The 22,426-nt window shown below is 45.4% G+C and carries 18 protein-coding genes; 10 read left to right on the forward strand and 8 right to left on the reverse strand.

Translation table 11 applies throughout. From position 1 onward, the window contains the following. The first annotated feature begins 252 nt into the window (after positions 1 to 252). The 4 genes from AC51G0_RS07310 (at position 253) to AC51G0_RS07325 (ending at position 3,810) form a co-directional block, all read left to right on the forward strand. Entirely contained in the window at positions 253 to 936 is a 684-nt protein-coding gene (locus AC51G0_RS07310; protein WP_496301392.1) for a flagellar brake domain-containing protein, read from the forward strand. Between the two features lie 300 nt (positions 937 to 1,236). After that, entirely contained in the window at positions 1,237 to 2,034 is a 798-nt protein-coding gene (locus tag AC51G0_RS07315; RefSeq protein WP_496301393.1) for a transporter substrate-binding domain-containing protein, read from the forward strand. An 83-nt stretch (positions 2,035 to 2,117) separates the two neighbouring features. Then, positions 2,118 to 3,065 (forward strand): amino acid ABC transporter permease, encoded by a 948-nt coding sequence (locus tag AC51G0_RS07320; RefSeq protein ID WP_496301394.1) that lies wholly within the window; start codon positions 2,118 to 2,120, stop codon positions 3,063 to 3,065. Between the two features lie 19 nt (positions 3,066 to 3,084). Further along, positions 3,085 to 3,810 carry an amino acid ABC transporter ATP-binding protein gene (locus AC51G0_RS07325; protein ID WP_496301892.1) on the forward strand — a complete coding sequence of 242 codons (726 nt, stop codon included), beginning with the start codon at positions 3,085 to 3,087 and terminating at the stop codon, positions 3,808 to 3,810. 484 nt (positions 3,811 to 4,294) lie between these two features. Here AC51G0_RS07325 and AC51G0_RS07330 read toward each other — a convergent pair whose 3' ends face one another. From AC51G0_RS07330 to aceB, 4 genes are all read right to left on the reverse strand, one after another. Further along, the gene (locus AC51G0_RS07330; RefSeq protein ID WP_496301395.1) at positions 4,295 to 4,549 is read right to left on the reverse strand and encodes a hypothetical protein; all 255 of its coding nucleotides are present in this window, start codon (positions 4,547 to 4,549) and stop codon (positions 4,295 to 4,297) included. A gap of 294 nt (positions 4,550 to 4,843) precedes the next feature. Continuing rightward, entirely contained in the window at positions 4,844 to 5,452 is a 609-nt protein-coding gene (locus AC51G0_RS07335; protein ID WP_496301396.1) for a LysE family translocator, read from the reverse strand. Between the two features lie 371 nt (positions 5,453 to 5,823). Then, on the reverse strand, positions 5,824 to 6,252 hold the full coding sequence (locus AC51G0_RS07340) for a GlcG/HbpS family heme-binding protein (protein ID WP_496301397.1): 429 nt from the start codon (positions 6,250 to 6,252) through the stop codon (positions 5,824 to 5,826). Positions 6,253 to 6,488: 236 nt separating this feature from the next. Then, complete coding sequence (gene aceB / locus AC51G0_RS07345; protein ID WP_496301398.1) at positions 6,489 to 8,111, reverse strand: malate synthase A; 1,623 nt, start codon at positions 8,109 to 8,111, stop codon at positions 6,489 to 6,491. Positions 8,112 to 8,417: 306 nt separating this feature from the next. Here aceB and gcl point away from each other — a divergent pair, with 306 nt between their 5' ends. The 4 genes from gcl (at position 8,418) to AC51G0_RS07365 (ending at position 13,438) form a co-directional block, all read left to right on the forward strand. Beyond that, positions 8,418 to 10,193 carry a glyoxylate carboligase gene (gene gcl, locus AC51G0_RS07350; RefSeq protein ID WP_496301399.1) on the forward strand — a complete coding sequence of 592 codons (1,776 nt, stop codon included), beginning with the start codon at positions 8,418 to 8,420 and terminating at the stop codon, positions 10,191 to 10,193. Between the two features lie 34 nt (positions 10,194 to 10,227). Further along, positions 10,228 to 11,010: a hydroxypyruvate isomerase gene (gene hyi / locus AC51G0_RS07355; RefSeq protein WP_496301400.1), complete on the forward strand. Its 783-nt coding sequence runs from the start codon at positions 10,228 to 10,230 to the stop codon at positions 11,008 to 11,010. 10 nt (positions 11,011 to 11,020) lie between these two features. Next, entirely contained in the window at positions 11,021 to 11,908 is an 888-nt protein-coding gene (locus AC51G0_RS07360) for a 2-hydroxy-3-oxopropionate reductase (RefSeq protein ID WP_496301893.1), read from the forward strand. Positions 11,909 to 12,160: 252 nt separating this feature from the next. Further along, positions 12,161 to 13,438 carry a glycerate kinase type-2 family protein gene (locus AC51G0_RS07365; RefSeq protein WP_496301401.1) on the forward strand — a complete coding sequence of 426 codons (1,278 nt, stop codon included), beginning with the start codon at positions 12,161 to 12,163 and terminating at the stop codon, positions 13,436 to 13,438. Positions 13,439 to 13,622: 184 nt separating this feature from the next. Here the strand turns inward: AC51G0_RS07365 and AC51G0_RS07370 are convergent, their stop codons facing one another. Then, positions 13,623 to 14,354, reverse strand: coding sequence for a GntR family transcriptional regulator (locus AC51G0_RS07370; protein WP_496301402.1), 732 nt, complete (start codon positions 14,352 to 14,354; stop codon positions 13,623 to 13,625). A 522-nt stretch (positions 14,355 to 14,876) separates the two neighbouring features. Then, on the reverse strand, positions 14,877 to 17,123 hold the full coding sequence (locus AC51G0_RS07375) for an acetyl-CoA hydrolase/transferase C-terminal domain-containing protein (protein WP_496301403.1): 2,247 nt from the start codon (positions 17,121 to 17,123) through the stop codon (positions 14,877 to 14,879). Positions 17,124 to 17,510: 387 nt separating this feature from the next. On the opposite strand from AC51G0_RS07375, the gene AC51G0_RS07380 reads away from it, so the two are divergent. Together AC51G0_RS07380 and AC51G0_RS07385 are read left to right on the forward strand one after the other, a co-directional pair. Next, entirely contained in the window at positions 17,511 to 17,876 is a 366-nt protein-coding gene (locus tag AC51G0_RS07380) for a phasin-related domain-containing protein (RefSeq protein ID WP_496301404.1), read from the forward strand. A gap of 83 nt (positions 17,877 to 17,959) precedes the next feature. Further along, positions 17,960 to 19,624: a wax ester/triacylglycerol synthase family O-acyltransferase gene (locus AC51G0_RS07385; protein ID WP_496301406.1), complete on the forward strand. Its 1,665-nt coding sequence runs from the start codon at positions 17,960 to 17,962 to the stop codon at positions 19,622 to 19,624. A 439-nt stretch (positions 19,625 to 20,063) separates the two neighbouring features. Here the strand turns inward: AC51G0_RS07385 and AC51G0_RS07390 are convergent, their stop codons facing one another. Continuing rightward, positions 20,064 to 20,330, reverse strand: a complete 267-nt coding sequence (locus AC51G0_RS07390; RefSeq protein ID WP_496301407.1) for an acyl-CoA-binding protein — start codon at positions 20,328 to 20,330, stop codon at positions 20,064 to 20,066. Between the two features lie 60 nt (positions 20,331 to 20,390). Beyond that, positions 20,391 to 22,382 (reverse strand): SDR family oxidoreductase, encoded by a 1,992-nt coding sequence (locus tag AC51G0_RS07395; RefSeq protein ID WP_496301408.1) that lies wholly within the window; start codon positions 22,380 to 22,382, stop codon positions 20,391 to 20,393. Positions 22,383 to 22,426 lie beyond the last annotated feature (44 nt).

The following is a 22,426-nucleotide window of genomic DNA, read 5'->3' on the forward strand; positions in this document are numbered from 1 at the left end:
ATTAGCGACGGAATTTTGGTGTTTAAAATGCTGCCCATTTGATCTTTTCTCCGCCGGAGCACTAACTTAAAAAAGTGCATCTTATCATGCGCGAGAGATATATCTGTCATATGGAAGTTAGAAAACCCTAAGTGATGTGTTATTTGGGATATAATGCCAATTGCATTACTATAGGCTGCATGAGTCTCGGGAATAGCCTGGATGCGATGATGCTCTGGTGGTATGCGCCCTAAAGAAAATTAGCAATAGAATATGAAGACAGTTAAACCAGAGAATAATATTGAACCACTAAAACTAATGCATATTGGTGTGCGTTTGCAGGTTGAGGTGAACCTCCCCAATGGCAAAAAATCATTAGCGACATCACGGTTAATTGGTTACAAGATAAATGAGTTTATATTGATCGAATACCCAACCAGCCGCGATACTGAGTTTGAGAAAATCTATCTTGAAAATGCTGAAGTTATAGTTCGAGCGATTACAGATACAAGCCTTCGCGATATTGTGGCTTTCAAAACAAGGGTTAACGCAATAGCTTATAACCCCATTAAAATGCTATCGCTTGATATGCCTGCAAATATCGCGAGCCATAGCATTCGCAGGCAACCTCGAATTGAGACCGAATATGATGTATACCTCAAGTTTGGCGGGCACAAAATTCCAGCCAAAATGCTGGACTTTTCCATCTCAGGCTGTCGCTTAATAACAGGGCAGCAGCCCTCGCCTATTAGTGAAGGGAGTCAAATCACAATTATTTTCTCGCTTTCACCGCATCTAAAAGGGCAACTTGAGGGGCTGGCTGTAACCATTCAGGCTGGTTCTGGTCAATGTCAAGTCGGCGTACAGTTTGATGACCAGCAATTAGAATTGAGAAAGGATATTTTCCACAGCAGCCTCGTTGATATGCACAATTTTAGTAAGACAATGGGTGGTTAGGTTAAAGAGCTGGCGAGCCGTAATACAAATCGAATGTCAAAAAAATGAACATTTTTGTTAAATTTCAGTTTTGATAATATTTTGGATGTTTAATTCAGTTTGTCTTGGGGTTGCCAGTTGATCTATCTGGATACGCTTGCACTATCAAATCAATTGTCTGCATGGTTATTCTCTTTTTGTGCCTTTTTATTGGTCTGGCAACTCATCCATTTGAGTTGATGATATTTTATTTGCTATAAACAACCCTGTATCAGCTTGATACAAGCCAATTCACCAATAATAAAGGATACAAGGATGTCTATGCGCAAGTTATTCAGTGGTTTTGTCGCAGCTATGGCTTTGATGACAGCTTCCTCGACCGTTTCGGCCGGACCCATTCTCGACGATATTGCAAAATCAGGTGAGCTTCGGGTGTGCTTTGATGCCGGTTACATGCCATTTGAAATGAAAAGCAAAAACGGCTCATACATCGGTTTTGATATCGATATCGGCAAAATAATGGCTCGCCAGATGGGCGTTAAATATGTACCGGTAAACACGGCCTGGGACGGTATTATTCCAACCCTCTTAACGGGTAAGTGTCACCTAATTAATGCCGGTATGACCATCAATGCCAAGCGTAATATGCGTGTTAACTTTGCCGACCCTTATATCGTTGTTGGCCAAAGTATTTTGCTAAACCCTGAGCTGGAAGGAAAAGTGTCCAGCTATAGAGATTTGAACAACAGCAAATACACCATTGCAACAAAATTGGGTACCACTGGCGAGCAAGCTATCAAGCGTATGATCAGCAAAGCCAAGTTAAATGTATTTGAAACACAAGCTGATGCTGTATTAGAAGTGGCGAACGGTAAAGCGGATGCGTTCATTTATGATATGCCATTCAATGCAATCTATGCTTCGCAAAATGCAGGTAAAGTGGTTCACCTTGAACAACCATTTACGTTTGAACCTTTGGGCTGGGCCATCGCTCAAGGGGATATGGATATGTTGAACTTTTTAAACAACTTCTTACGTCAAATTAAAGGTGATGGTAGTTACGATCGCATTTATGATAAGTGGTTCAAGAACGATAGTTGGCTAAGCCAAGTTCAATAATGATCTTTTTGTGGCCGGGTGTTTGCTTGGCCACAGCCTTTCGCTTTTCAGACACGTTTCAGTGCTCCTAATGGAAGATGTATATGCTTAGGAACTCAAATCGATGGCTTTGGCACGGTATTTTTGCAGCCATTTTGGCTGTTCTAGCCTTTGCTGTTTACCAGTCATCACAAACAATAAATTACAATTGGCAGTGGGAGCGTATTACGCCTTTCCTGGTGGATACGAGCCCAAAAGAAATCCGTGCCAATGGCAGTGGAACCGCTGTAATTAATGCCGATCGCAGTATCACCATTAACTTTGATTATGGTGATGAAGCACAGCAGATCACTAACTATGATGAACGTTTAGTCGAAGATGGCGATTTAATTTTTGAGGGTGATCTTGTTGCTCGTAGTGAACAGTGGACAGTGGGCCCTTTGGTTATTGGGTTATGGGTAACCATTGAAATTTCAGTTATTTCTCTGTTCTTCGCAATAATTCTCGGTTTAATTACCGGGCTGATGAGGATCTCACATAACCCGGTTACCAAAAACTTTGCTTACCTGTACGTCGAGGTGATCCGTGGGACGCCTTTATTGGTTCAGATTTTCATTGTTTACTTTTTCCTTGGCACCATCCTAGATTTAGACCGGTTCGCTGCCGGTATTGTTGCCTTATCTATTTTTACGGGCGCCTATATTGCGGAAATTATCCGATCCGGTATCCAATCTATACCTCCTGGGCAAATGGAAGCGGCACGCTCTCTTGGGATGAGCTATCCGAGAGCAATGGTCTACGTGATCCTTCCCCAGGCGTTTAAGCGGACATTACCGCCAATGGCCGGACAGCTGATCACGCTAATTAAAGATTCCTCACTGGTCTCTGTGATTTCGATTACTGACTTAACCAAGGCTGGACGTGAAGTGATTAGCGGCAGTTTTGCGACATTTGAAGTGTGGTTTGTTGTTGCTGGTTTATACCTGCTTCTTACTACCACTTTGTCTTGGGGTGTTCAACGTATAGAGAAGAGGCTGGCGACCAGTGACTAGAAACTATGATGGCGACGATATGATCGTCGCAACGAAAGTGAATAAAGTCTACCCGAACAAATGCCATGCCTTGAAAGATGTTAGCGCTACTATCAAGCGGGGTGAGGTGGTGGTGATTATCGGTCCTTCGGGATCAGGCAAGTCGACATTCCTGCGTACCCTGAATCAACTGGAGGTGGCATCTTCGGGGGACATTTGGGTTGATGGCTTAGATATGTATGCTAAAACAACCAATATCAATACGCTTCGAGCCAATGTTGGAATGGTGTTCCAGTCCTTTAACCTCTTTCCGCATAAGACCGTAAAGGGGAATGTGATGCTGGCACCTGTTAAGGTATCTGGGCGTCAGGTTGCAGAGGTTGAACAGGAAGCAGAAGATCTACTGAAACGAGTTGGCCTTGCCGATAAAATGGATGTGTTTCCAAGCCATTTGTCAGGTGGTCAACAGCAGCGTGTTGCAATTGCCAGGGCGCTGGCAATGAAACCTGATGTGATGCTTTTTGATGAGCCGACATCAGCCCTTGATCCTGAGATGGTGGGGGAAGTGTTAGACGTCATGAAGGATCTGGCTGCAGAGGGGATGACGATGGTTGTTGTAACCCACGAAATGGGCTTCGCCCGTGAGGTGGCCGATCGCGTGCTTTTCATGGAAGATGGTGAACTACTGGTTGGTGATATACCTGAGCATATTTTTGATACGCCTAAGCACCCTAGGCTTCAGCAGTTCTTGTCAAAGATTCTGTAGAACGATTCACCCGTGGAGGGAGCCAGTTGGCTCCATCCACATACATCCGCAGATAGAGCTGTAATACCAATTGATAATTTATGCGGAACGATTAAGGGACAGTCTCTGTTCAGAATAAATCCGTATGATTGGCTTTTGGTATGTAATCAGCCCCCTGTATTGGATGTGCAAATGTATAACAATGAAAGAGTAAAGCGGTTAGTTCGGGAAATCTCAGAGAAAGTGAAGAAAAAGCACCTGAGAAAGAATCCTCAGTCACAGTAACCTAGTAAGACTACTTCTAAAATATTACTTGTCGCCTTTAACTTACGCTAGAGTTTTGCGTTGTCAAAGTAACCTGATTAGGCTTCAGTAATGATTCCTCTCGCAGTGAAAAATAGTCAATGGCTATAATTAATTATTTCAAATAATTAGGCTGGGCATATGTTAGGCAAAAAAAAGCCAACAGCATGCTGTTGGCTTTCTTCAGAATAAGTTGCTCTGACTAGGCAGATTCGCAGGAAAGACTCGCTTGTTTGCGCTCTTGCTGCATCTTGGCAAGGAAATAAACGTTAACGCAAGCAATAAAACCATTCGTTACAACCACTGGCATTGCATCAATCATGAAGCCGTAAGTGGTGAAAAGGACACAGCCAACGAAGTTTAGAACACGTAGCCATACAATGTCTTTCATCATGAGTGAGATAGCCACCATCAGAGAAGACGCATAACCCAAAATTTCAACTGTGTTAAATTCCATAATGTTTACCCTCTAGTTTTGCCAATCACCTCATCATGAGTCTGTTACCAATCAAAGATTGGTATAAAGGGGGAGATTCCTTGCCCCGAATGGTCTTGTATAAATAATGTTGTAATTATAACAACCGTGAATGTGATATTGAACCGGTAATATGGCGTAAAGGGAGCGTTAGCGATTACGCAATCGTTTAACCTGTAGGTTTATTACTTTCATCAACATTGTTGTAATGAATTTTTATGAGTTCGGTTTCTTATTGTTATCATATGCATCAAGTTGTGATTCGGTGTCAAGATGCTATTTTGCAAGCTCAACAAAGTTATAAACACCAAACAGACAGATCATCAAACCGCCGAGTAGTTGTAAGTAAAACGGAAAGGTTAGGGTTTCAAAGTGGCTTTTATATGCGGAACCAAAAATGGCCAGCAGACATTGGATCAGCAAGCTTCCCGTAAAAATAGCGCCAGCGAGCTGCAGGGCAAATAGTGGGTTAGCATGGCTCGTGGAATGGCCGATAAAGGCTGAGAGGGCAATAACCGCGATTGGGTTGGCAAGTGTTAGGTAGAAAGCTGCCCGGAAACCAAGTTTACGGGTCGGTCGGTCAAAGTTGGCAAGCAGTTTGGTGTTTTGCAAGGCCCCGAACATCATATAGAAGCCGACAAAGATAAGTACCCAAGACGAGAGTAAAATGATCTGGTAATGATATTCCGTAAAAGAGGTGATAATCCAGGTACCTGCCATAAAGCTGATCACGGCATAACAATAGTCAGCTAACGCTGCCCCAATTGCACTTCTTACTGCGACCGTGTAGCCATGTTGGATACCATTATTGAGAACCAGTATGGCAATCGGCCCGATAGAGAGGGACAAGATAAAGCCGAACACAAATGCTTTCATTACTTCCATAAGCTCTCCTTTCAAACTCTGACAACCAAAACGTCCAGTGAGAAAAATATTGTTTTATATTAAGCATAGTCACGGTTGTAAAAGATGTGCCACATCTAATGCCCTGTTTATAAAGCGCATAATCTTGCTAAATATAAGATGCGTTAAGTCAGTTAAAACGGGAGGTGTTAGCGAATGGATGAAATGATCGGTGTGTTTTTATGCGGAACTTATGAATAACTGATCACTATTTGGAAATGAAATTTTAGTATTAATAAAAAACGTCCCATTGATTCAAATGGTTACAGCTTGGAGTTAGTCTTGTGTTTCTTCTGAGAATAAAGCCCGCTATCTCATTGGAAATAAGGGCTTTTATGCAGAGATACTTATTATCAACTTTCATCAGGAATTAAATTGGCGGCTTTGATGCCAGTGATGGCACATAGTTCATCGAGCTCTGATAAATCTCCGCTGATCCCAACAGCACCGAGCAGCTGTTTGTCATCGTCACGGATCAATACACCTCCCGGGACGGGTAGCATGTTGCCTTCCGCGAGCACATTGACAGCAGATATAAAGGCTGGACGCAGTTTGGCATCATCGGCCAATTTTCTTGAGGAGCAGCCTAATGCAAGGGCACCCCATGCTTTGGCAATGGCAATATCAGGTCGCATCATACTGGAACCATCCTGACGCTGGAGGGAAATGAGCTTTCCGCCGTTATCCAGCACTGCGATTGTTAAGGGTGCTGAGCCTTTGGTAATTCCTTCACTGAATGCCCCTTTGGTAATGGTTAAAGCATCGTTAAGTGTTAAGTTCATTGTGTATCCCTCCAATCATAATTTCAGACATTAATTGATATATATGAGCCAGCAATACTTTGATATTGGTTGCTGCAGATACACCCCGTTGCAGCAAAACTGCTTTGAGCATAGGCGACGGCAATTTTCTAACGTGGTGCAGGCTATGTGGTGTAGTCATTAGATCGGTATCACCAGCCTGCGATTCTGAGGTTATCACGGCTGGTGTAAGGCGCGTTTAACTCTATAGTTAGTGCTTACTCTACTAGTAGTGGGTAGCTAGGTAACGTCAGGAAAGCTGCGAATTTTTCAGCTGTTGAAATGTTATCAAACAGCGTTGCAGTCTCTTCAAAACGACGCTGAGAATATGCATCTGCACCTATTTCGTATTTTATGGCATCGAGTTCTTGTGCTAACCAGCGGCGGAATAGTGCAGCGGTAAATACCTGGCCATCATCTAACGTAACGCCGTGGTGGATCCACTGCCAAATGCTGGCACGTGAAATTTCAGCGGTAGCAGCATCTTCCATCAACCCATATATAGGTACGCAGCCAACGCCCCGGATCCACGCTTCGATGTAATACAGTGCAATGCGGATATTTTTACGTACGCCTTCTTCATTACGTGTTCCTTCACAGGGAGAAAGCAACTCTTCTGCTGTAATGTTGCCTGCAGAGTCGGGGAAGAAATCAAGCTGGTTTTGACGTTCGCCAAAATGGTTGTCGAAGATTTCCATTGCTACATGGACAAGGCCAGGATGGGCGACCCATGTACCGTCATGGCCATTTTGAGACTCGCGCTGTTTATCTTCGACCACCTTAGTCAGTACTTGCTGCATTTCGGTTGGGTCTTTGCTAGGAATGAAGGCCGACATCCCCCCCATTGCCAAGGCACCTCGCTGGTGGCAGGTATTAATGAGCAATTGGCTATAAGCGTTCAGGAAGGCTTTATCCATGGTAACACCATGTCGATCAGGCAGGATCTTGTCTTTATGGTTTTTCAGCGTTTTGATATAGCTAAAAATATAGTCCCAGCGCCCGCAATTCATCGCCACGATGTGTTCACGCATGGCGTAGAGGATTTCATCCATCTGGAACACTGCAGGTAAGGTTTCAATCAGTACGGTTGCACGGATTGTACCCTGCTTTTTGTTGAAGTAGTTCTCGGTAAAATTGAATACATCATTCCACCATTGCGCTTCTTCCATACTTTCTAGTTTTGGCAGGTAGTAGTAAACCCCAAGTCCTTTATCTTCCCGAGCTTGGTGGTTGTGATAAAAGTAGAGGGCAAAGTCCATCAGGCAGCCAGGGATAGCTTTGCCATTAAAGGTAATATGATACTCCGGCAGGTGCAGGCCCCGCGGCCTGGCAATGAGGAGTGCCGGGTCGTCATTGAGATGGTAGCTCTTGTCTTTTTTCTTATCGTGGTAGCTGATACTGCCGTTGTTGGCATCACGTAAATTAATCTGACCTTGGATCATGTTGTCCCAAGATGGTGCGGTCGCGTCTTCAAAGCAGCACATAAACACCTTAGCACCAGAATTGAGTGCATTAATCACCATTTTCCGCTCAACCGGACCGGTGATTTCGACGCGGCGATCTTGAAGCGGGGCTGGGATTGCTGCGATTCGCCAGCTTTTATCTTCACGTATTGCCTTGGTGTCGTCCCGAAAGCCGGGCAGGACGCCGTTATCAAAGCTTGCTTGCTTTTCCTCGCGCATGAACAGTAATGATTGGTGGCGGTCGGCAAAATTCTCGACGAGTTTCTGGAGGAAAGCCAGGGTACTGGGGGTAAGAATAGTCTTGTATTCGTCAGTCTTAATGCTTCCTTTTACCTGCATACATAACGGTTGTCGCTCCATGGTACTTTCCTGATTCATAGTCGTCTCCTTTAAAACAATATTTCACATCGTTGTATACATAATTATCTGTGAACGTACATATCTATACCGCAAAAGGTATAACAAGGCAAAAGTAATTTTAAAGGCTTGTAACCGAATTGTTGCTTGCTTGGCGTTTGGTTGACGACCTTAATTCATTGTTTTTAAATAGCTTAGGTCTTGTTGGATACGGTGAGAATGCGCTTATTGTATAAAAAATGTAAATTTCCACTTGCTTAAATCTCAATCGGGCGATAATAATACAATTAAGTTTTAAATTGTATACAAAGTCGATTGGAGGCTGGCATGGCGAGAATGAAAGCAATAGAAGCGGCAGTAGAAGTATTAAAGAGAGAAGGTGTTGATCTTGCCTTTGGCGTTCCAGGTGCGGCGATTAACCCTATGTACGCGGCATTGAAAAAACTGGGCGGGATTGATCATGTTCTTGCCCGCCACGTCGAAGGTGCCTCGCATATGGCAGAAGGCTATACACGAACCAATGATGGGAATATTGGTGTTTGTATTGGTACCTCGGGACCTGCGGGCACCGATATGATCACTGGTTTGTATTCAGCCTCGGCAGATTCAATTCCAATCCTTTGCATTACCGGGCAGGCACCACGCGCACGTCTGCATAAGGAGGATTTTCAGGCTGTCGATATTGAGACGATTGCCAAGCCTGTGACGAAGTGGGCGACGACAGTACTAGAGCCTGCACAGGTGCCAAGGGCCTTCCAACAGGCATTCCACCTGATGCGATCGGGGCGCCCTGGACCGGTATTGATTGATTTGCCTCTTGATGTGCAGTTGGCTGAAATTGAGTTTGATATCGATACTTATGAGCCTCTTGAAGCCTACAAGCCTACGGCTACAAGAGCGCAGGTTGAGAAAGCGCTGAGCATGCTTAACGACTCGGAAAAGCCACTGCTGGTTACCGGTGGTGGGGTTATCAATGCCGGGGCCTCGGCTCTGCTGCAGCAATTTGCCGAGATCACCGGGGTGCCAGTTGTTCCTACCTTAATGGGCTGGGGGGCACTACCTGATAACCACGAATTAATGGCGGGTATGGTCGGCCTGCAAACGGCCCATAAATATGGTAATGCAAATATGTTGGCCTCTGATTTTGTATTCGGTATCGGCAATAGATGGGCAAATCGCCATACTGGCTCGGTAGATGTGTATACCAAAAACCGTAAATTTGTTCATATTGATATTGAACCAACTCAAATTGGGCGCGTTTTCTGTCCTGACTTGGGCATTGTTTCGGATGCCAAGGCGGCACTTGAACTTCTGGTTGATGTTGCGCGCGAAATGAAAGCGAAGGGAGAGCTAAAAGATCGTTCAGACTGGGTGTCCGAGTGTCAGCAGCGCAAGGCAACAATGCTGCGCAAGACGCACTTCGAGACCACGCCCGTCAAACCAATGCGTGTTTATGAAGAGATGAATAAGGTATTCGATGAAGAGACCTGTTATGTCAGTACAATCGGGCTTTCTCAGATCGCTGCAGCGCAATTTTTGCATGTCTATAAGCCTCGTCATTGGATCAACTGTGGCCAGGCGGGCCCGCTAGGCTGGACGATCCCTGCGGCATTAGGTGTACGGGCCGCTGATCCGAACCGCAAGATAGTGGCGATCTCTGGTGACTACGACTTCCAGTTCATGATTGAAGAGTTGGCGGTGGGTGCTCAGTTTAACCTTCCTTATATTCATGTTTTGGTTAATAACTCATACCTTGGTTTGATCCGCCAGGCTCAACGCCAGTTTGATATTGATTATTGCGTACAGCTGGCGTTTGAGAATCAGAACGCACCAGAACTGAATGGGTATGGTGTTGATCACGTTGCTGTTGTCGAAGGCCTGGGCTGTAAGGCAATTCGGGTTACCGATCCGAACAACATTGCAGAAGCTTTTATTGAAGCACAAGCCTTAATGAACAAGCACAAAGTACCAGTAGTGGTTGAAGTTATCCTTGAGCGGGTAACCAATATCTCGATGGGCGTTGAAATCGACAGTATCAATGAATTTGAAGCGTTGGCAGAAGGGGCTGATGACGCACCAACTGCGATTACATTCAATCAGTAATGTGTTCTGAAAGTGATATCAAAAGGGATTTAAGATGCCGAAACTTGCTGCAAACCTATCCATGCTGTTTAACGAAGTACCATTTCTAGACCGCTTTGAAGCGGCGGCCAATGCCGGATTCCATGGGGTTGAATATCTATTTCCATATGGTTTCGATGCCGCTGATATTGGGCAACGTCTAACACAGTTTGGTTTAACCCAAGTGTTGTTTAACCTTCCTGCCGGAGATTGGGAACAAGGCGAACGGGGGATCGCAGTTGACCCTAATCGTATTGATGAATTTCGCGCAGGCGTTCCTGAAGCGATTAAATATGCCAAGGCACTGAACTGTACCCAGGTTAACTGCCTGGCTGGTATTGTGCCAGCCGGTGTTAGCGACGAAGTTGCTAATGACACCTTTGTGGCCAACCTAAAGTTTGCTGCCGCAGCGTTGGCTGCAGAAAATATCAGCTTAGTGGTTGAAGCCATTAATACCCGTGATATTCCGGGATTCTTCTTGAACAACACCAGCCAGGCTCTTGATGTGCTAGAGCAAGTGGGCAGCGATAACCTGAAACTGCAATACGATATTTATCATATGCAGATTATGGAAGGGGATATTGCCACAACCCTCAGCCGGGAGCTTGACCATATTCAGCACGTTCAGCTAGCCGATAACCCTGGCCGCCATGAGCCGGGAACGGGCGAAATCAACTACGCATTTATGTTTAGCCATTTGGATGAATTGGGCTATCAGGGCTGGGTTGGCTGCGAATATAAGCCGAAAACAACCACCGACGCTGGGCTGCACTGGCTGAAAGATTTCAATCAAATCTAAGGAGAGAATGATGAGTACAATTGCTTTTATCGGTACAGGCATTATGGGCAAGCCAATGGCGTTGAACCTGCAACAGGCAGGTCATCAGCTGGTGTTTACCGAACATTTCAATAAAGCCCCAGCAGAGCTAGTCGCGGGTGGCGGCATTGCCTACTCAAACCCAAAAGAAGCGGCTGCAGCAGCGGAATATATTATTCTGATGGTGCCAAATACCCCTCAGGTTGAAAGTGTACTGTTTGGTGAGAACGGTGTGGTTGAAGCTCTGGAAGCAGGTAAAACTGTGATTGATATGAGCTCGATCTCTCCTATCGAAACTAAGGACTTTGCCGCCAGGGTCAAAGAGACCGGTGCCCAATACCTTGATGCTCCCGTATCGGGCGGTGAAGTCGGGGCGATAAATGGGGTGCTAACTATTATGGTCGGTGGCGATGAGTCAGCCTTTGAAGATGCCAAGCCTTTGTTTGAAATCATGGGTCAGAACATCACCTTGGTAGGTGATAATGGTGCTGGTCAAGTCTGTAAGGTAGCCAATCAGATCATTGTTGCTCTAAATATTGAAGCGGTGTCTGAGGCTTTGGTATTTGCTTCCAAAGCCGGAGCTGATCCCGCTCGGGTTCGAGAAGCTCTAATGGGTGGCTTTGCTAATTCAAAGATCCTGGAAGTGCACGGCGAGCGGATGATCAAAGGAACTTTCGACCCTGGCTTTAAGATCGCCCTTCACCAGAAAGATCTAAACCTAGCTATTACAGGTGCCCAGGCGCTGGGAGTCAGTCTGCCTAATACGGTGATGGCACAGGGTTTGTTTGATGAATGTGTCAAATTGGGTGGAGAAGGCTGGGATCACTCAGCAATGATCCGCGCGATCGAGAAACTGGCTGATCATGATATTCGTCAGTAACCCAAACTGAACTGATTGATATGAATTAACTGCAACATAATTTGGGCAGCCGTCGTTTTTGCTAATGCGTTCAGCGGCTGCCCGCCAATTACTAACACATAACTTTCGTCTCCTTTGTTATGTGATCCCGGAGCCCCTGTGCGGTTCGGCAAATCATTGGCCTAAATTGTTACTGTATAGCCGCTATATGATTTGTCGTTCAGGTCTAGCTCCGGTTTTTTTAAAGTCTTTCCGTTGACAGGGAGCCTCACCATGCAAGTAGATACGCACCAATTTCTGGTTTCATTATTTGAACAGGCCGTTGATCATGCTTTGCCAAAAGGCCACATTGCAGACTATCTGCCACAGGATAAATCCGGTAAGGCGGTGGTTATTGGCGCGGGCAAAGGCGCTGCATCGATGGCACATGAGCTAGAAACGCTGTGGCAGGGAGAATTAGATGGTGTTGTAGTCACACGGTATGGCCATACGCAGCCATGTGAACACATTGAAGTGATTGAGGCTGCCCATCCTGTTCCTGATGATGCCGGACGTGAGGTTGGAGAGAAGATCTTTAATTTGGTCTCTGCGCTTGGTCACGGTGATTTGGTCATTTGTTTATTATCCGGCGGGGGCTCGGCGTTGCTGAGTATTCCAGCACAAGGGATCAGCTTTAGTGATAAGCAAATGATCAATAAAGCATTGCTCAAATCAGGTGCAGCGATAGACGAGATGAATTGTGTTCGCAAACACCTTTCGGCAATTAAAGGTGGACGCTTGGCGAAAGCAGCGTACCCGGCCACAATGATCACTTTGGCAATTTCTGATGTGCCTGGTGACGAGGCGACGGTGATTGCATCTGGTCCCACGGTTGCTGATCCAACAACAAGGCATGATGCCTTGGCCATACTGGATCGTTACGGCGTAACAATGCCTGATTCAGTCTTTGAGTGGCTAAATGACCCGCGGTCCGAAACGGTCAAGCCCGGTGAACCCTGTTTGGACAAGAGTACCTTCCATATCATCTCCAGCCCGCAGTCGGCATTGGAAGCCGCTGCCGAGAAGGCGCTTGATTGGGGGATACCCGCCCATGTGTTAAGCGACAGAATTGAAGGGGAGTCGCGTGATGTGGCTAAAGTACATGCTGCGATTGCGAAACAGGTGGCCGCCAATGGTCAGCCATTTGAACCCCCTTGTGTATTGTTGTCCGGTGGTGAAACAACCGTCACAGTAAAAGGCAACGGGCGGGGGGGCAGAAATAGTGAGTTTCTACTTAGTTTGTGCCAAGAGTTACAAGGCCACCCGCAAATTTTTGCCCTCGCCGCGGATACTGACGGCATTGACGGTATCGAGGATAACGCGGGTGCAATATTGCAACCCGAGGATTTTATTGCCAGCAAAAAGCTTGGGTTAATCCCCCAGCATTATCTCGATAACAATGATGGCTACAACTTTTTTTCTCAGTTAAATCGGCTTATTACAACTGGGCCCACACTGACGAATGTGAATGATTTCCGGGCTATCTTGATTTTACCCCAGAGCGCGACTTGATCTGTTATCGGTAACAAACCCTGGCTGATTAGGTTGCCAGCTGAGAGATTGCTGGTACCAGAGGATAGCAGCAATTGTTCAGTCATAACCTGATTGGTAGGCGCGGATCACGGTGTCCGGGCCCTTTGGAATAGTGTTTTATATGCTATTCCTTTTTTTGTTTCTATTAGCCATTTCAGCTTGGCTATTTTTTCTTGATAACGTCAGAAAAAACGGCGTGTAGATCTTTAGTGATGGCTTCTTCATCGAGAGCCAGTTTCGATTTAATATGCTCAAGGTGAGTTTTCATCAGGCTTAATGCCTTGGCTTTATCACCCGATTCAATAGCATCAAGCAAGCTGTTATGTTCATCAAAAGAGCATTGGCTGCGAGTGCCAACTTCATACAGGGCAATAATGAGTGATGTCTGCGACACGATACTACGCTGGAAAGAAAGCAGTGGGGTATTATTTGCCATATTGCCCAGCTGGATGTGAAACTCACCGGATAAACGGATCCCTCGGCCGATATCACCCAGATCAAAAGCCTGATGTTCTTCTATGACAAGTTGGCGTAGAGACTCAATCTGTTCGCTGGTGGCATGTTCAACCGCCAGCTCGGTAATGGCAAGCTCCAGCACTTCTCGTGCTTTCAGCACCTGTTTGGCTTCTTCGATGCTAGGGGCAGCAACAATCGCACCACGGTTTGGTCGTATATTGACAATTTGTTCAACAGATAAACGCAGCAAGGCACGGCGAATGATCGTTCGGCTGACGCCAAAAATTTCACCGAGTGCTTCTTCATTGAGTTTGGTATTCGGCGGTAGGCGCTGCTCTAGAATGGCATCAAAAATGTGCCCATAGACCACATCATCCTGGGTCTGACCAGCTTGATCAGAGGCTGATTTCTTCAGCGCTGGTTTTTTCTTCTCAGGCATTTTAACTACATTTCTCCTAAATGCTCATCTAGTACCGTTCGACACTGTGTTTAGTGGTTCGAGCGATTGGATGATAACCCTTTTAGAAAGGTTTTCGTCTAGTTAGCGGGTGAACTAAATGGATAATCGGTACTAGCTATTTGATTACTGCAACATTCAGTTACATAGAGTATGAGAAAATAAAATTATTACCACCATTTATCTCTGATTTTGTATACAAGTTCGCGAAGGTTTACTAAAAAAGCTTCGTCTTAGTCCATATTGGCACCAATAAACAAGAAAGAAAGCGCGATGGCTTTCTTTCTTGTTGATGCAATGGCGCATACATCGGTATTACTTGTTTTGTACCTCATTAGCCTTAGGCTTTAGAGGCTGATCCCCAATGGTGGTTTTCCCCGGACAGATTTTTTTGACCGGGCACTTAGGGCAGCCCCAAATAGCGGCGTAGGGACACAATGCTATTTCCTTGTTTTTTCTTGCCATGAATTACCTCTTTCAGCGTGCTCACATTGAATGGGCCGTTTACCGGCCTCTGAGTTCCGCGATTAGCAAACGTTGTGTCAGCTTATCTTGGATACTGGTTGGGTTCTCTAAACCAATTCGTTCTAATAATGGTTGCAAAGCCTGATCGGACTTAGCTGAAGTGATAGCATGCAATATACATTTGATCTTACCTGTTGGTGTTGCTGTCTTCGCCTTTAGAGATTTTAAGGCTTTGCCTAGCTGAAGTTCCTCTGCTGTGAAGCTACAGCCAAACGGGAATGGACCAAATATATTCTGCTGGGTATATTTTTGATAAACGCTCTTAATCGCCTGAGGGGTGTTGTTGCCGAACTCCACTGGGATCGTATAGTCTTTGGCGACTTTACCAGCCGCTTTCGCCTGTTCGAGCAGCTGCTGCTGGAAACGTGAATCGGCAATTTTAATCAACTCAGTGTATACAACATGATCGGGCTTACCGCGTAAGTCGGCAATACCGTATTCTGTAATAACGATGTCGCGTAGCTGGCGAGGTATGGTGGTGTGGCCGTAGTTAAACATAATGTTCGACTTCAGCTTACCGTTTCGTACCGTACAGCTACGGAGTTTCATGATTGAGCGTGAATCAGGTAGCTGATGTGATTGGGCTACAAAGTTGTATTGACCGCCAACGCCACTGACCACTTGGCCATTTTCTAGTGCATCTGAAATCGCTGAACCATTCAGTGTGACCATCATCGCCGAGTTAATGAAACGTGCATGCTTACGCTGAGCCTGTTTTAACTTCTGGTTGCCAATGAAATGATCATATAGATCATTCACATAGTTAACACTGGTCATACAGAACTTCTTATGCTCCTCATCACTCATCGCATTAAGTGCATCATAGAAGTCTTTCGGGCCGATGAAAAATGCACCATGCATGACAACGCCACCGGCAAGTTTGTCGCCTAAGCAGTACTTCGTGATCCACTGAAGGGCTTCGGCATTGGCAAGGTTTGCCGACATTGTCTGGTGGTGAGCCTGTAACTGGCCGTTGGCGAAGTCAACCGATTGATGAAATACACCAATACGCTTCAGGTAGCTAACATCCTGTACGGTTAACTGTTGCTCAATTGCACCGTGCTCGAGTAGTGTCAGCAACGTCGAAACCGTCACATCGGTGGTTATTTTCTTTCTGTTGAGCAAGGTCTGAATGGTGAGATCTTCAAATACCTCACGCTTCAAGATACCTGCCTTGAACAGGTTGATAAAGCCGTCTACCATCAGCTCACTACAGCCATATAGACCTTCTTCGAATGTGCCTCGGTCACCCACAGTACGGCAAACCGGGAACTTTTCAGCGACTTTCAGTTCGTCCATGATCTGGTTATAAACACCGTTATTTTGGTGTCTAAGTAAAGCACTGTAGATAAGAGCACTACTGAGTGAACCAATCCCAACCTGCAGTGTGCCGCCATCTTTCACCAAAGTACTGGCATAAAAGCCAATCATATGATCTTCGGGTGAAATACTGGCGTGAGGAGCGGCAAACAGGGCGTAATCTTTATGCCCAGGCTTTAAATTCTGATCGAGGACAAAATCAAATACATTATCAGCGACTTCGGCATGGTTTCGCATGAAAGGCATATTCGAGTTGACTTCTGCGACCATGGCAACAGGTGTGCCATTGTCTTGCATCTCTTTCAAGACAGGTGCAAAGTCGAGGGCCAGATCCGAGTTACTGCATAAGCTGTAAGTAGTCACTCCATCGATAGTTCGTTTGGCTACAAGCTGGGTAACAACATTTACTCCCTTGTCTAGCAAATCGCGAACGGCATGGGTGTAGTTGGTGCTGGTGTAGTTAAGCTGCTGCGGGCTATTCATAAAACTGCCCGCTTTAAAGAAAAATTCACTGATGGTGATATTTGCGGGTACGGCCCCTTTTCTTAAGTCCATGATGTAGTCAATATCAGGGACATCGGCAAATTCACGCTCAACAAACGGTTCGAGAAAGTTTTTCTCTAATTGACTTTTTCCGACCGGTTTTTCCAGTGTGATCCCGGTTTCAATGCGCAGCGAAATACTGGGATCAGACTTTGCCCGTTGATACAACGCGTTGATAAAGGAGACTGATTTACCTATTGCCAGAGGGGCACCAAGTACAATCTCTTTACCTATAACCTCAATGATGTGGTCAACCAGCTTGTCAGCTTCAGAAAATTCCGTGGCGGCTGGTTTTGCTTGTGAGGTAGCAGTAGCGGTAAGGGCGGTAGTAATACTGGTATCAACTAACTCTAATACTGACATTTTGCATTCCTTGTTCAATTTTCTTATTGGAGGTAAGCATTTTTTTATTATTATTTCTGAGCATTTTTAGCTTTAAGAATAGAGTCGTCACTCTAGTTTTATAATTTGATGATTGTTTTATTCCAATAAATTGAACTCAGTCACAGTGAACATATTTTATACAAAAAAAATACGATTAGGTGGAGTATTCTAATTTATTGAAGGTGTCGAACGTGTTGCTTGTAAGGAGCTGAAAGTTAAAGATATTGCCGTATGGCAACAATCTGTGATCTTGCTATCAGTAAATAGAATAGATTAGAAAGAATGATCTAATTATTATTGTTAGGCTCAGTTTCAGTTATAGATTTAATTTTTAATTCTCTGTGAGACATTAATAGGAAACGAGTTATGATTAATCCAGTGAAAATGATTGGCAATATTAAATCAGCGACTGATATCGGTGAGGCATCGCTGAAAAATGTCGCGTTGGCTAGCCTGGGCGCATACAGTAAAGGTATAGAGCAGGTGGGTATGGCCCAGCATTTAGTGACAAAGCGATTTAACGGCTTGGTTGAGAAAGGTCAAGAGGTTGAATCCGAAACACTGGAACGCGTTAAAATGACGCAGTCTGCCATTACCGAACGCGCAGAATCTCAGTTTAACTGGACCCTGAACAAGACCTGTGGACTTGATCGCAATCGCCTGTCAGATTTTGAAGAAAAGGTTGATCAACTGCAGCAAGCGGTAGAGAAACTGACTAAAGAAGTAAAATAACAGCAACTAACGATTGTTTTAGGTTCACTGATTATTGTTTGAGGCAGATTGGCCGCCAAGCAAGCTAGATAAAGGAACATCATATGCCAAGTTTGTCTCTTCTTGATTTCAGTTTCATTGCCTTTGAAACCGCAAAAACACCGATGCATGTGACTGGGTTGGTTATTTTAGAGCCGCCAGAAGAGCATGCAGACTCGTTTGCCCAGGAACTTTACAGCCACTTCCTGCAGCAAACTGAGGCCGTTGCCCCGTTTAACTGGAAGTTGAACTGGTCGCTGACAGGTAAGCCCCGTTGGGATGTTCAGTCCAAAGTTAACCTAGAGGATCATTTGCGGATCACCATGCTGCCTTCTCCTGGAACGGAGCAGCAGCTTCAGCAAGTGGTTGGTCGCCTTCACAGTCAAGTGTTGGATCGTAGCCGCCCGATGTGGGAACTATGGGTAATTGGTGGGCTTGAAAACAACCGTGTTGCCTTAGTGATGAAAATTCACCACTCCATGGCAGACGGGGTACGAGCAGGGCGCATCTTTACGGACAGCTGCTCAGCAGATGTTGAAGACTCGTTTGCCAAACCATTCTGGCAGTGTGATTTACGTAAGAGTAAATCGGATCGCCGTGCAGAAACACACCTGACAGATATGGTGATGAAAACAGCGATGGCAGCCTCTAAACAGATTTCGCTGATCCCATCGATGTTCCGGCTTGGCAGCAAGTTAGCGCTTAAGGCCGTGAAGCTTGCCGACTGTGATTTAAAAGTACCTTTTACCGCACCCAAAACACCGTTTAACCTTAGCCCGAAACGCAGCCGGGCTGTTAGTCTGGGCCACTTCTCGATTGGGCAGCTAAAGCACATCAGCCGGATCACCGGCGCTTCAATGAACGATGTTTTGTTTACCGTCAGTGATATTGCACTCAACCGCTACCTCAATGATCGTGCGATACCGCTGCGAAAGCCTTTGGTTGCGATGATGCCGATCAACTTGCGTGGCAAAGGCGATGCGGAAGCCAAAGGTAACAAAATGTCTGTTGGCCATGTCGAGCTAGGTAAACCGCACCTAAGTGCACTGGAACGCTTAGAGGCAATTCAGCATGCGACTCTAGACCTCAAGAAAGAAGCCCTGAATATCTCGCCAGATGCCTATGTCAATTATTCATTGCTGGTCAATGGCGTTTCGTTGTTTAGTGGCAAGTTTGGCCTGAATAACTTTATTCCGCCAGTCAGTAATTTGCTTATCTCTAATGTACCCGGCGCGAAAGAAAAGCTGTATTTTATGGGTGCCAAAGTGCAAGAGCAGTATCCGGTATCACTGCTAATGCCTGGACAAACACTGAATATCACCTTCTTCAGTAATGCCGATACCATGTATTACTCACTGGTGGCTTGTAACCAGTCGCTGCCTGGCTTTGAAATGATTGCAGAGTATATGAATGAAGCGCTGGCAGACATCGAATTTGAAGTGATGAATACGGCGGTGTCGGCAGTTTCAGAGCAACTTGAATATCAAGAAGATGAAACGCTTGCAGTTGAAACAGCGGTTGAGGCAGCGAACTACTCGTTAACGCCTGAAGATGAAGAATTCGAGCGCTTGTTTATTGAAAAGCAAAAGAAAGTAGAAGAACTGGAAAAACAGTTGGCTAAACTAACCGAGATGCTGTCGGCGACAGTTGAGGTTGACCCTCAGGAGAGAGCGAAAAATCAAGATAGCCTTGAAACGCAAGAAAAGGCAAAAGCGGTGAACTTGCACTGATTCTGAAACTCCTCTTGTAACTAGAAGCCATATAACGTTGTGTTATATGGCTTTTTTACGCTTGAGATTTGCTTAACTGACTGGAACCAAACGCTTTCAGGCCACAAAGCAATGTGCAAACAGCAGGCTGGTCCAATAGGTGATTTTACTGAAGCAAGGCTGGTGTTCATTTTGATGTGAACGTATAAGTGCAGGCCTGTTAGGAGCACTTTGTTGAAGACAGGTTATTATTAGGCTCGTTGCAGGATGGAAACAGTCGCTGCTCGACTGGATGAATTGATGAGAGGATACGGTGTGACAATCTGGGAGTTATCAGTCGAGGGTGTGATCCGATAGATGGAATTATAAATACTGTATAAAAGTACAATGCTATATCTAAATTATTAATTAGAACAAAAAAGGCCGCTATGCGGCCTTTTCATTATTTAACAAAAAGTCTTTATGCGTAAGCAGCAGCTAGATCAGCAACTTTATCTACATACTGTTGCATTGCTGTCTCAGCGTCCATGCCCTTTAGGCCTTCCCATGCTTCATACTTAGCAGCACCTTTGAAATCAAACATACCAGGACGTTTACCATGCACATCACCGTCTGTTGCCTGCTTGTATAGCGAATATAATGCCAGCAGTTCATCGTTTGATGGGCGCTTAGTCAGTTTTTTAACGTCTAGTTGAGCTTGTTCGAAGTTTGCTTTTAAATCAGCCATGATTTTTTCCTTAAATAATAATTATCTAGCCAACACTTCAGTAGTAAGTGCTTGTTACTGTTACAAATGAATACCTTTCAGCAGCGCAGAGAATGCAATGAGCTCTGCCGAAGAGGCTTTTTCGCCTTTTTGTTCTTTTCCTTGCTCACTTTCTTTAGAGTCAGGGAACATGCGGAAACTGCTGTTCATGATAATTTCAGCCAGTTTCGGGAACAGGGCATGTACGAGGGAGCCAAAAATTCCCAAGTTAGTGGCAATGCGCTTTGGCTTATCGATAATGGCCGTTGCTAGCATATCGGCAGCTTCGTCTGGTGTTAACGTTGGTACCGATTTGTAGATCTTGGTTGGTGCAATCATCGGTGTTGCCACCAAAGGCATGTTAATGGTGGTGAAATTGATATTTACATCAGAGTATTCAGATGCAGCGCAGCGAGTGAATGCATCCATTGCCGCTTTTGATGAAACGTACGCAGAAAATCGCGGTGCATTAGTTAGCACACCAATTGACGAGATGTTGATAACATGACCACCTCCCTGTGCTTCCATGCTTGGCAGTAAACCCAGAGTCAGCTTCAACGCGCCAAAATAGTTCAGCTGCATTGTGCGCTCAAAGTCATGGAAACGATCAACGGAATTGGCAACGGAGCGTCGAATTGAACGACCGGCATTGTTAACGAGAATATCAACGCGGCCGTGATCTGCGAGTACACTTTCAACCAAAGTATCAACTTGTTCAATACTTGATAAATCACATTGGTAGGTGTGTGCGATACCACCGCGTTTCTCAACTTCTAGCTTGGTGTGGGCAAGTTTCTCTTCATCGCGAGCGACCAAGATGATCTCAGCGCCATTTTCCGCTAGTTTGTAGGCGGTTGCCTGACCAATACCAGAGCTAGCTCCTGTGATCATGATGATCTTGTTTTCAACGCGACCTTTTAAGCTGCGATCACCAGAGATCTCCGGATCCAAGTGGCGCTCCCAGTAGTCCCAAATTGCAGGGGCATAGGTCGGAAGGCGAGGGCACTCGATACCTGAACCTTTCAGTGCTATTTGGGTTTCACGGCAATCAAATTCAGTCGGGTATGTGAAAAACTGCAGGGCTGAAGAGGGAATTCCTAAGTCTTTCATTGTGACTTCAGCAATTTGCTTGATAGTCGGTAATGAAAGAATCGCGTTTCTAACCTGGTTTGGGATAAAGCCAAACAGTCTTGTATCTAAGCGTAGTGCCATGCGCGGAGCATGACCGGCTTCAGCAAAAATATTGAGAACTTCACCAGAACGATAAGGTTTTGGATCCGTTAAATGGAAGCAGCGGCCATCAAGCTCATCTTTATGGGCAATATGGTCTAAAGCATCAATAACATAATCGACAGGTACGATATTCAAACGCCCGCCTTCAAGGCCGATGGTCGGCACCCATGCAGGCAGTACATTACGAATACGCTGTATCATCTTGAAGAAGTAATACGGCCCGTCAGCGCGATCTGCAACGCCTGTTTTTGAATCACCAACGACCATTCCAGGGCGATAGACGCGGAATGGAATCGTACATTTGTCTCGGACCACTTTTTCCGATAAATGCTTGGTTGAGAAGTAAGGGTGATCTAGGTTCTCTGCTTCATTGAACATGTCTTCGCGGAAGTGACCTTCATAAAGGCCAGCAGCAGCGATAGAGCTGATATGGTGGAAACAACCTGCGTGTAGCGCTTCTGCGGCATCAACAGCATTTTGAGTACCGGCAACATTGACGGCTTCCTGAGCTTCAGCCGTCGCTTTGAGATCATAGATCGCAGCAAGATGGAAGAAGTGAGAGATTTTCCCTCTAAGTGCGGCAATATCTGATTCTGATAACCCTAAGCCTTCCTGGGTAAGGTTCCCCTGAACTGACATTATGCGATCAGCAGGGACATTCCATTCCTGTAGGCTAGAGGCTAAACGATCTTTCGCCAACTTATCGTGACAAAGTACATAAATAGTACCCTCACGCTTCAATAAACGGGTGATAAGGTTACGGCCAAGAAAGCCTGTACCACCAGTCAGAAAATATGCCATTCGATCTCCTTAATGTTCCAGCAACGTTTTTCATATTCCTTTCA

The sequence above is a fragment of the Photobacterium sp. HL06 genome (assembly GCF_059552575.1).

Coding starts and splice junctions, on each gene's coding strand:
- gcl (WP_496301399.1), top strand. CDS start 8,418: ATGGCGAGAATGAAAGCAATAGAAGCGGCAGTAGAAGTATTAAAGAGA.
- AC51G0_RS07315 (WP_496301393.1), top strand. CDS start 1,237: ATGCGCAAGTTATTCAGTGGTTTTGTCGCAGCTATGGCTTTGATGACA.
- AC51G0_RS07365 (WP_496301401.1), top strand. CDS start 12,161: ATGCAAGTAGATACGCACCAATTTCTGGTTTCATTATTTGAACAGGCC.
- AC51G0_RS07320 (WP_496301394.1), top strand. CDS start 2,118: ATGCTTAGGAACTCAAATCGATGGCTTTGGCACGGTATTTTTGCAGCC.
- AC51G0_RS07395 (WP_496301408.1), bottom strand. CDS start 22,382: ATGGCATATTTTCTGACTGGTGGTACAGGCTTTCTTGGCCGTAACCTT.
- AC51G0_RS07330 (WP_496301395.1), bottom strand. CDS start 4,549: ATGGAATTTAACACAGTTGAAATTTTGGGTTATGCGTCTTCTCTGATG.
- AC51G0_RS07360 (WP_496301893.1), top strand. CDS start 11,021: ATGAGTACAATTGCTTTTATCGGTACAGGCATTATGGGCAAGCCAATG.
- hyi (WP_496301400.1), top strand. CDS start 10,228: ATGCCGAAACTTGCTGCAAACCTATCCATGCTGTTTAACGAAGTACCA.
- AC51G0_RS07375 (WP_496301403.1), bottom strand. CDS start 17,123: ATGTCAGTATTAGAGTTAGTTGATACCAGTATTACTACCGCCCTTACC.
- AC51G0_RS07370 (WP_496301402.1), bottom strand. CDS start 14,354: ATGCCTGAGAAGAAAAAACCAGCGCTGAAGAAATCAGCCTCTGATCAA.
- AC51G0_RS07310 (WP_496301392.1), top strand. CDS start 253: ATGAAGACAGTTAAACCAGAGAATAATATTGAACCACTAAAACTAATG.
- aceB (WP_496301398.1), bottom strand. CDS start 8,111: ATGAATCAGGAAAGTACCATGGAGCGACAACCGTTATGTATGCAGGTA.
- AC51G0_RS07335 (WP_496301396.1), bottom strand. CDS start 5,452: ATGGAAGTAATGAAAGCATTTGTGTTCGGCTTTATCTTGTCCCTCTCT.
- AC51G0_RS07340 (WP_496301397.1), bottom strand. CDS start 6,252: ATGAACTTAACACTTAACGATGCTTTAACCATTACCAAAGGGGCATTC.
- AC51G0_RS07390 (WP_496301407.1), bottom strand. CDS start 20,330: ATGGCTGATTTAAAAGCAAACTTCGAACAAGCTCAACTAGACGTTAAA.
- AC51G0_RS07325 (WP_496301892.1), top strand. CDS start 3,085: ATGATCGTCGCAACGAAAGTGAATAAAGTCTACCCGAACAAATGCCAT.
- AC51G0_RS07380 (WP_496301404.1), top strand. CDS start 17,511: ATGATTAATCCAGTGAAAATGATTGGCAATATTAAATCAGCGACTGAT.
- AC51G0_RS07385 (WP_496301406.1), top strand. CDS start 17,960: ATGCCAAGTTTGTCTCTTCTTGATTTCAGTTTCATTGCCTTTGAAACC.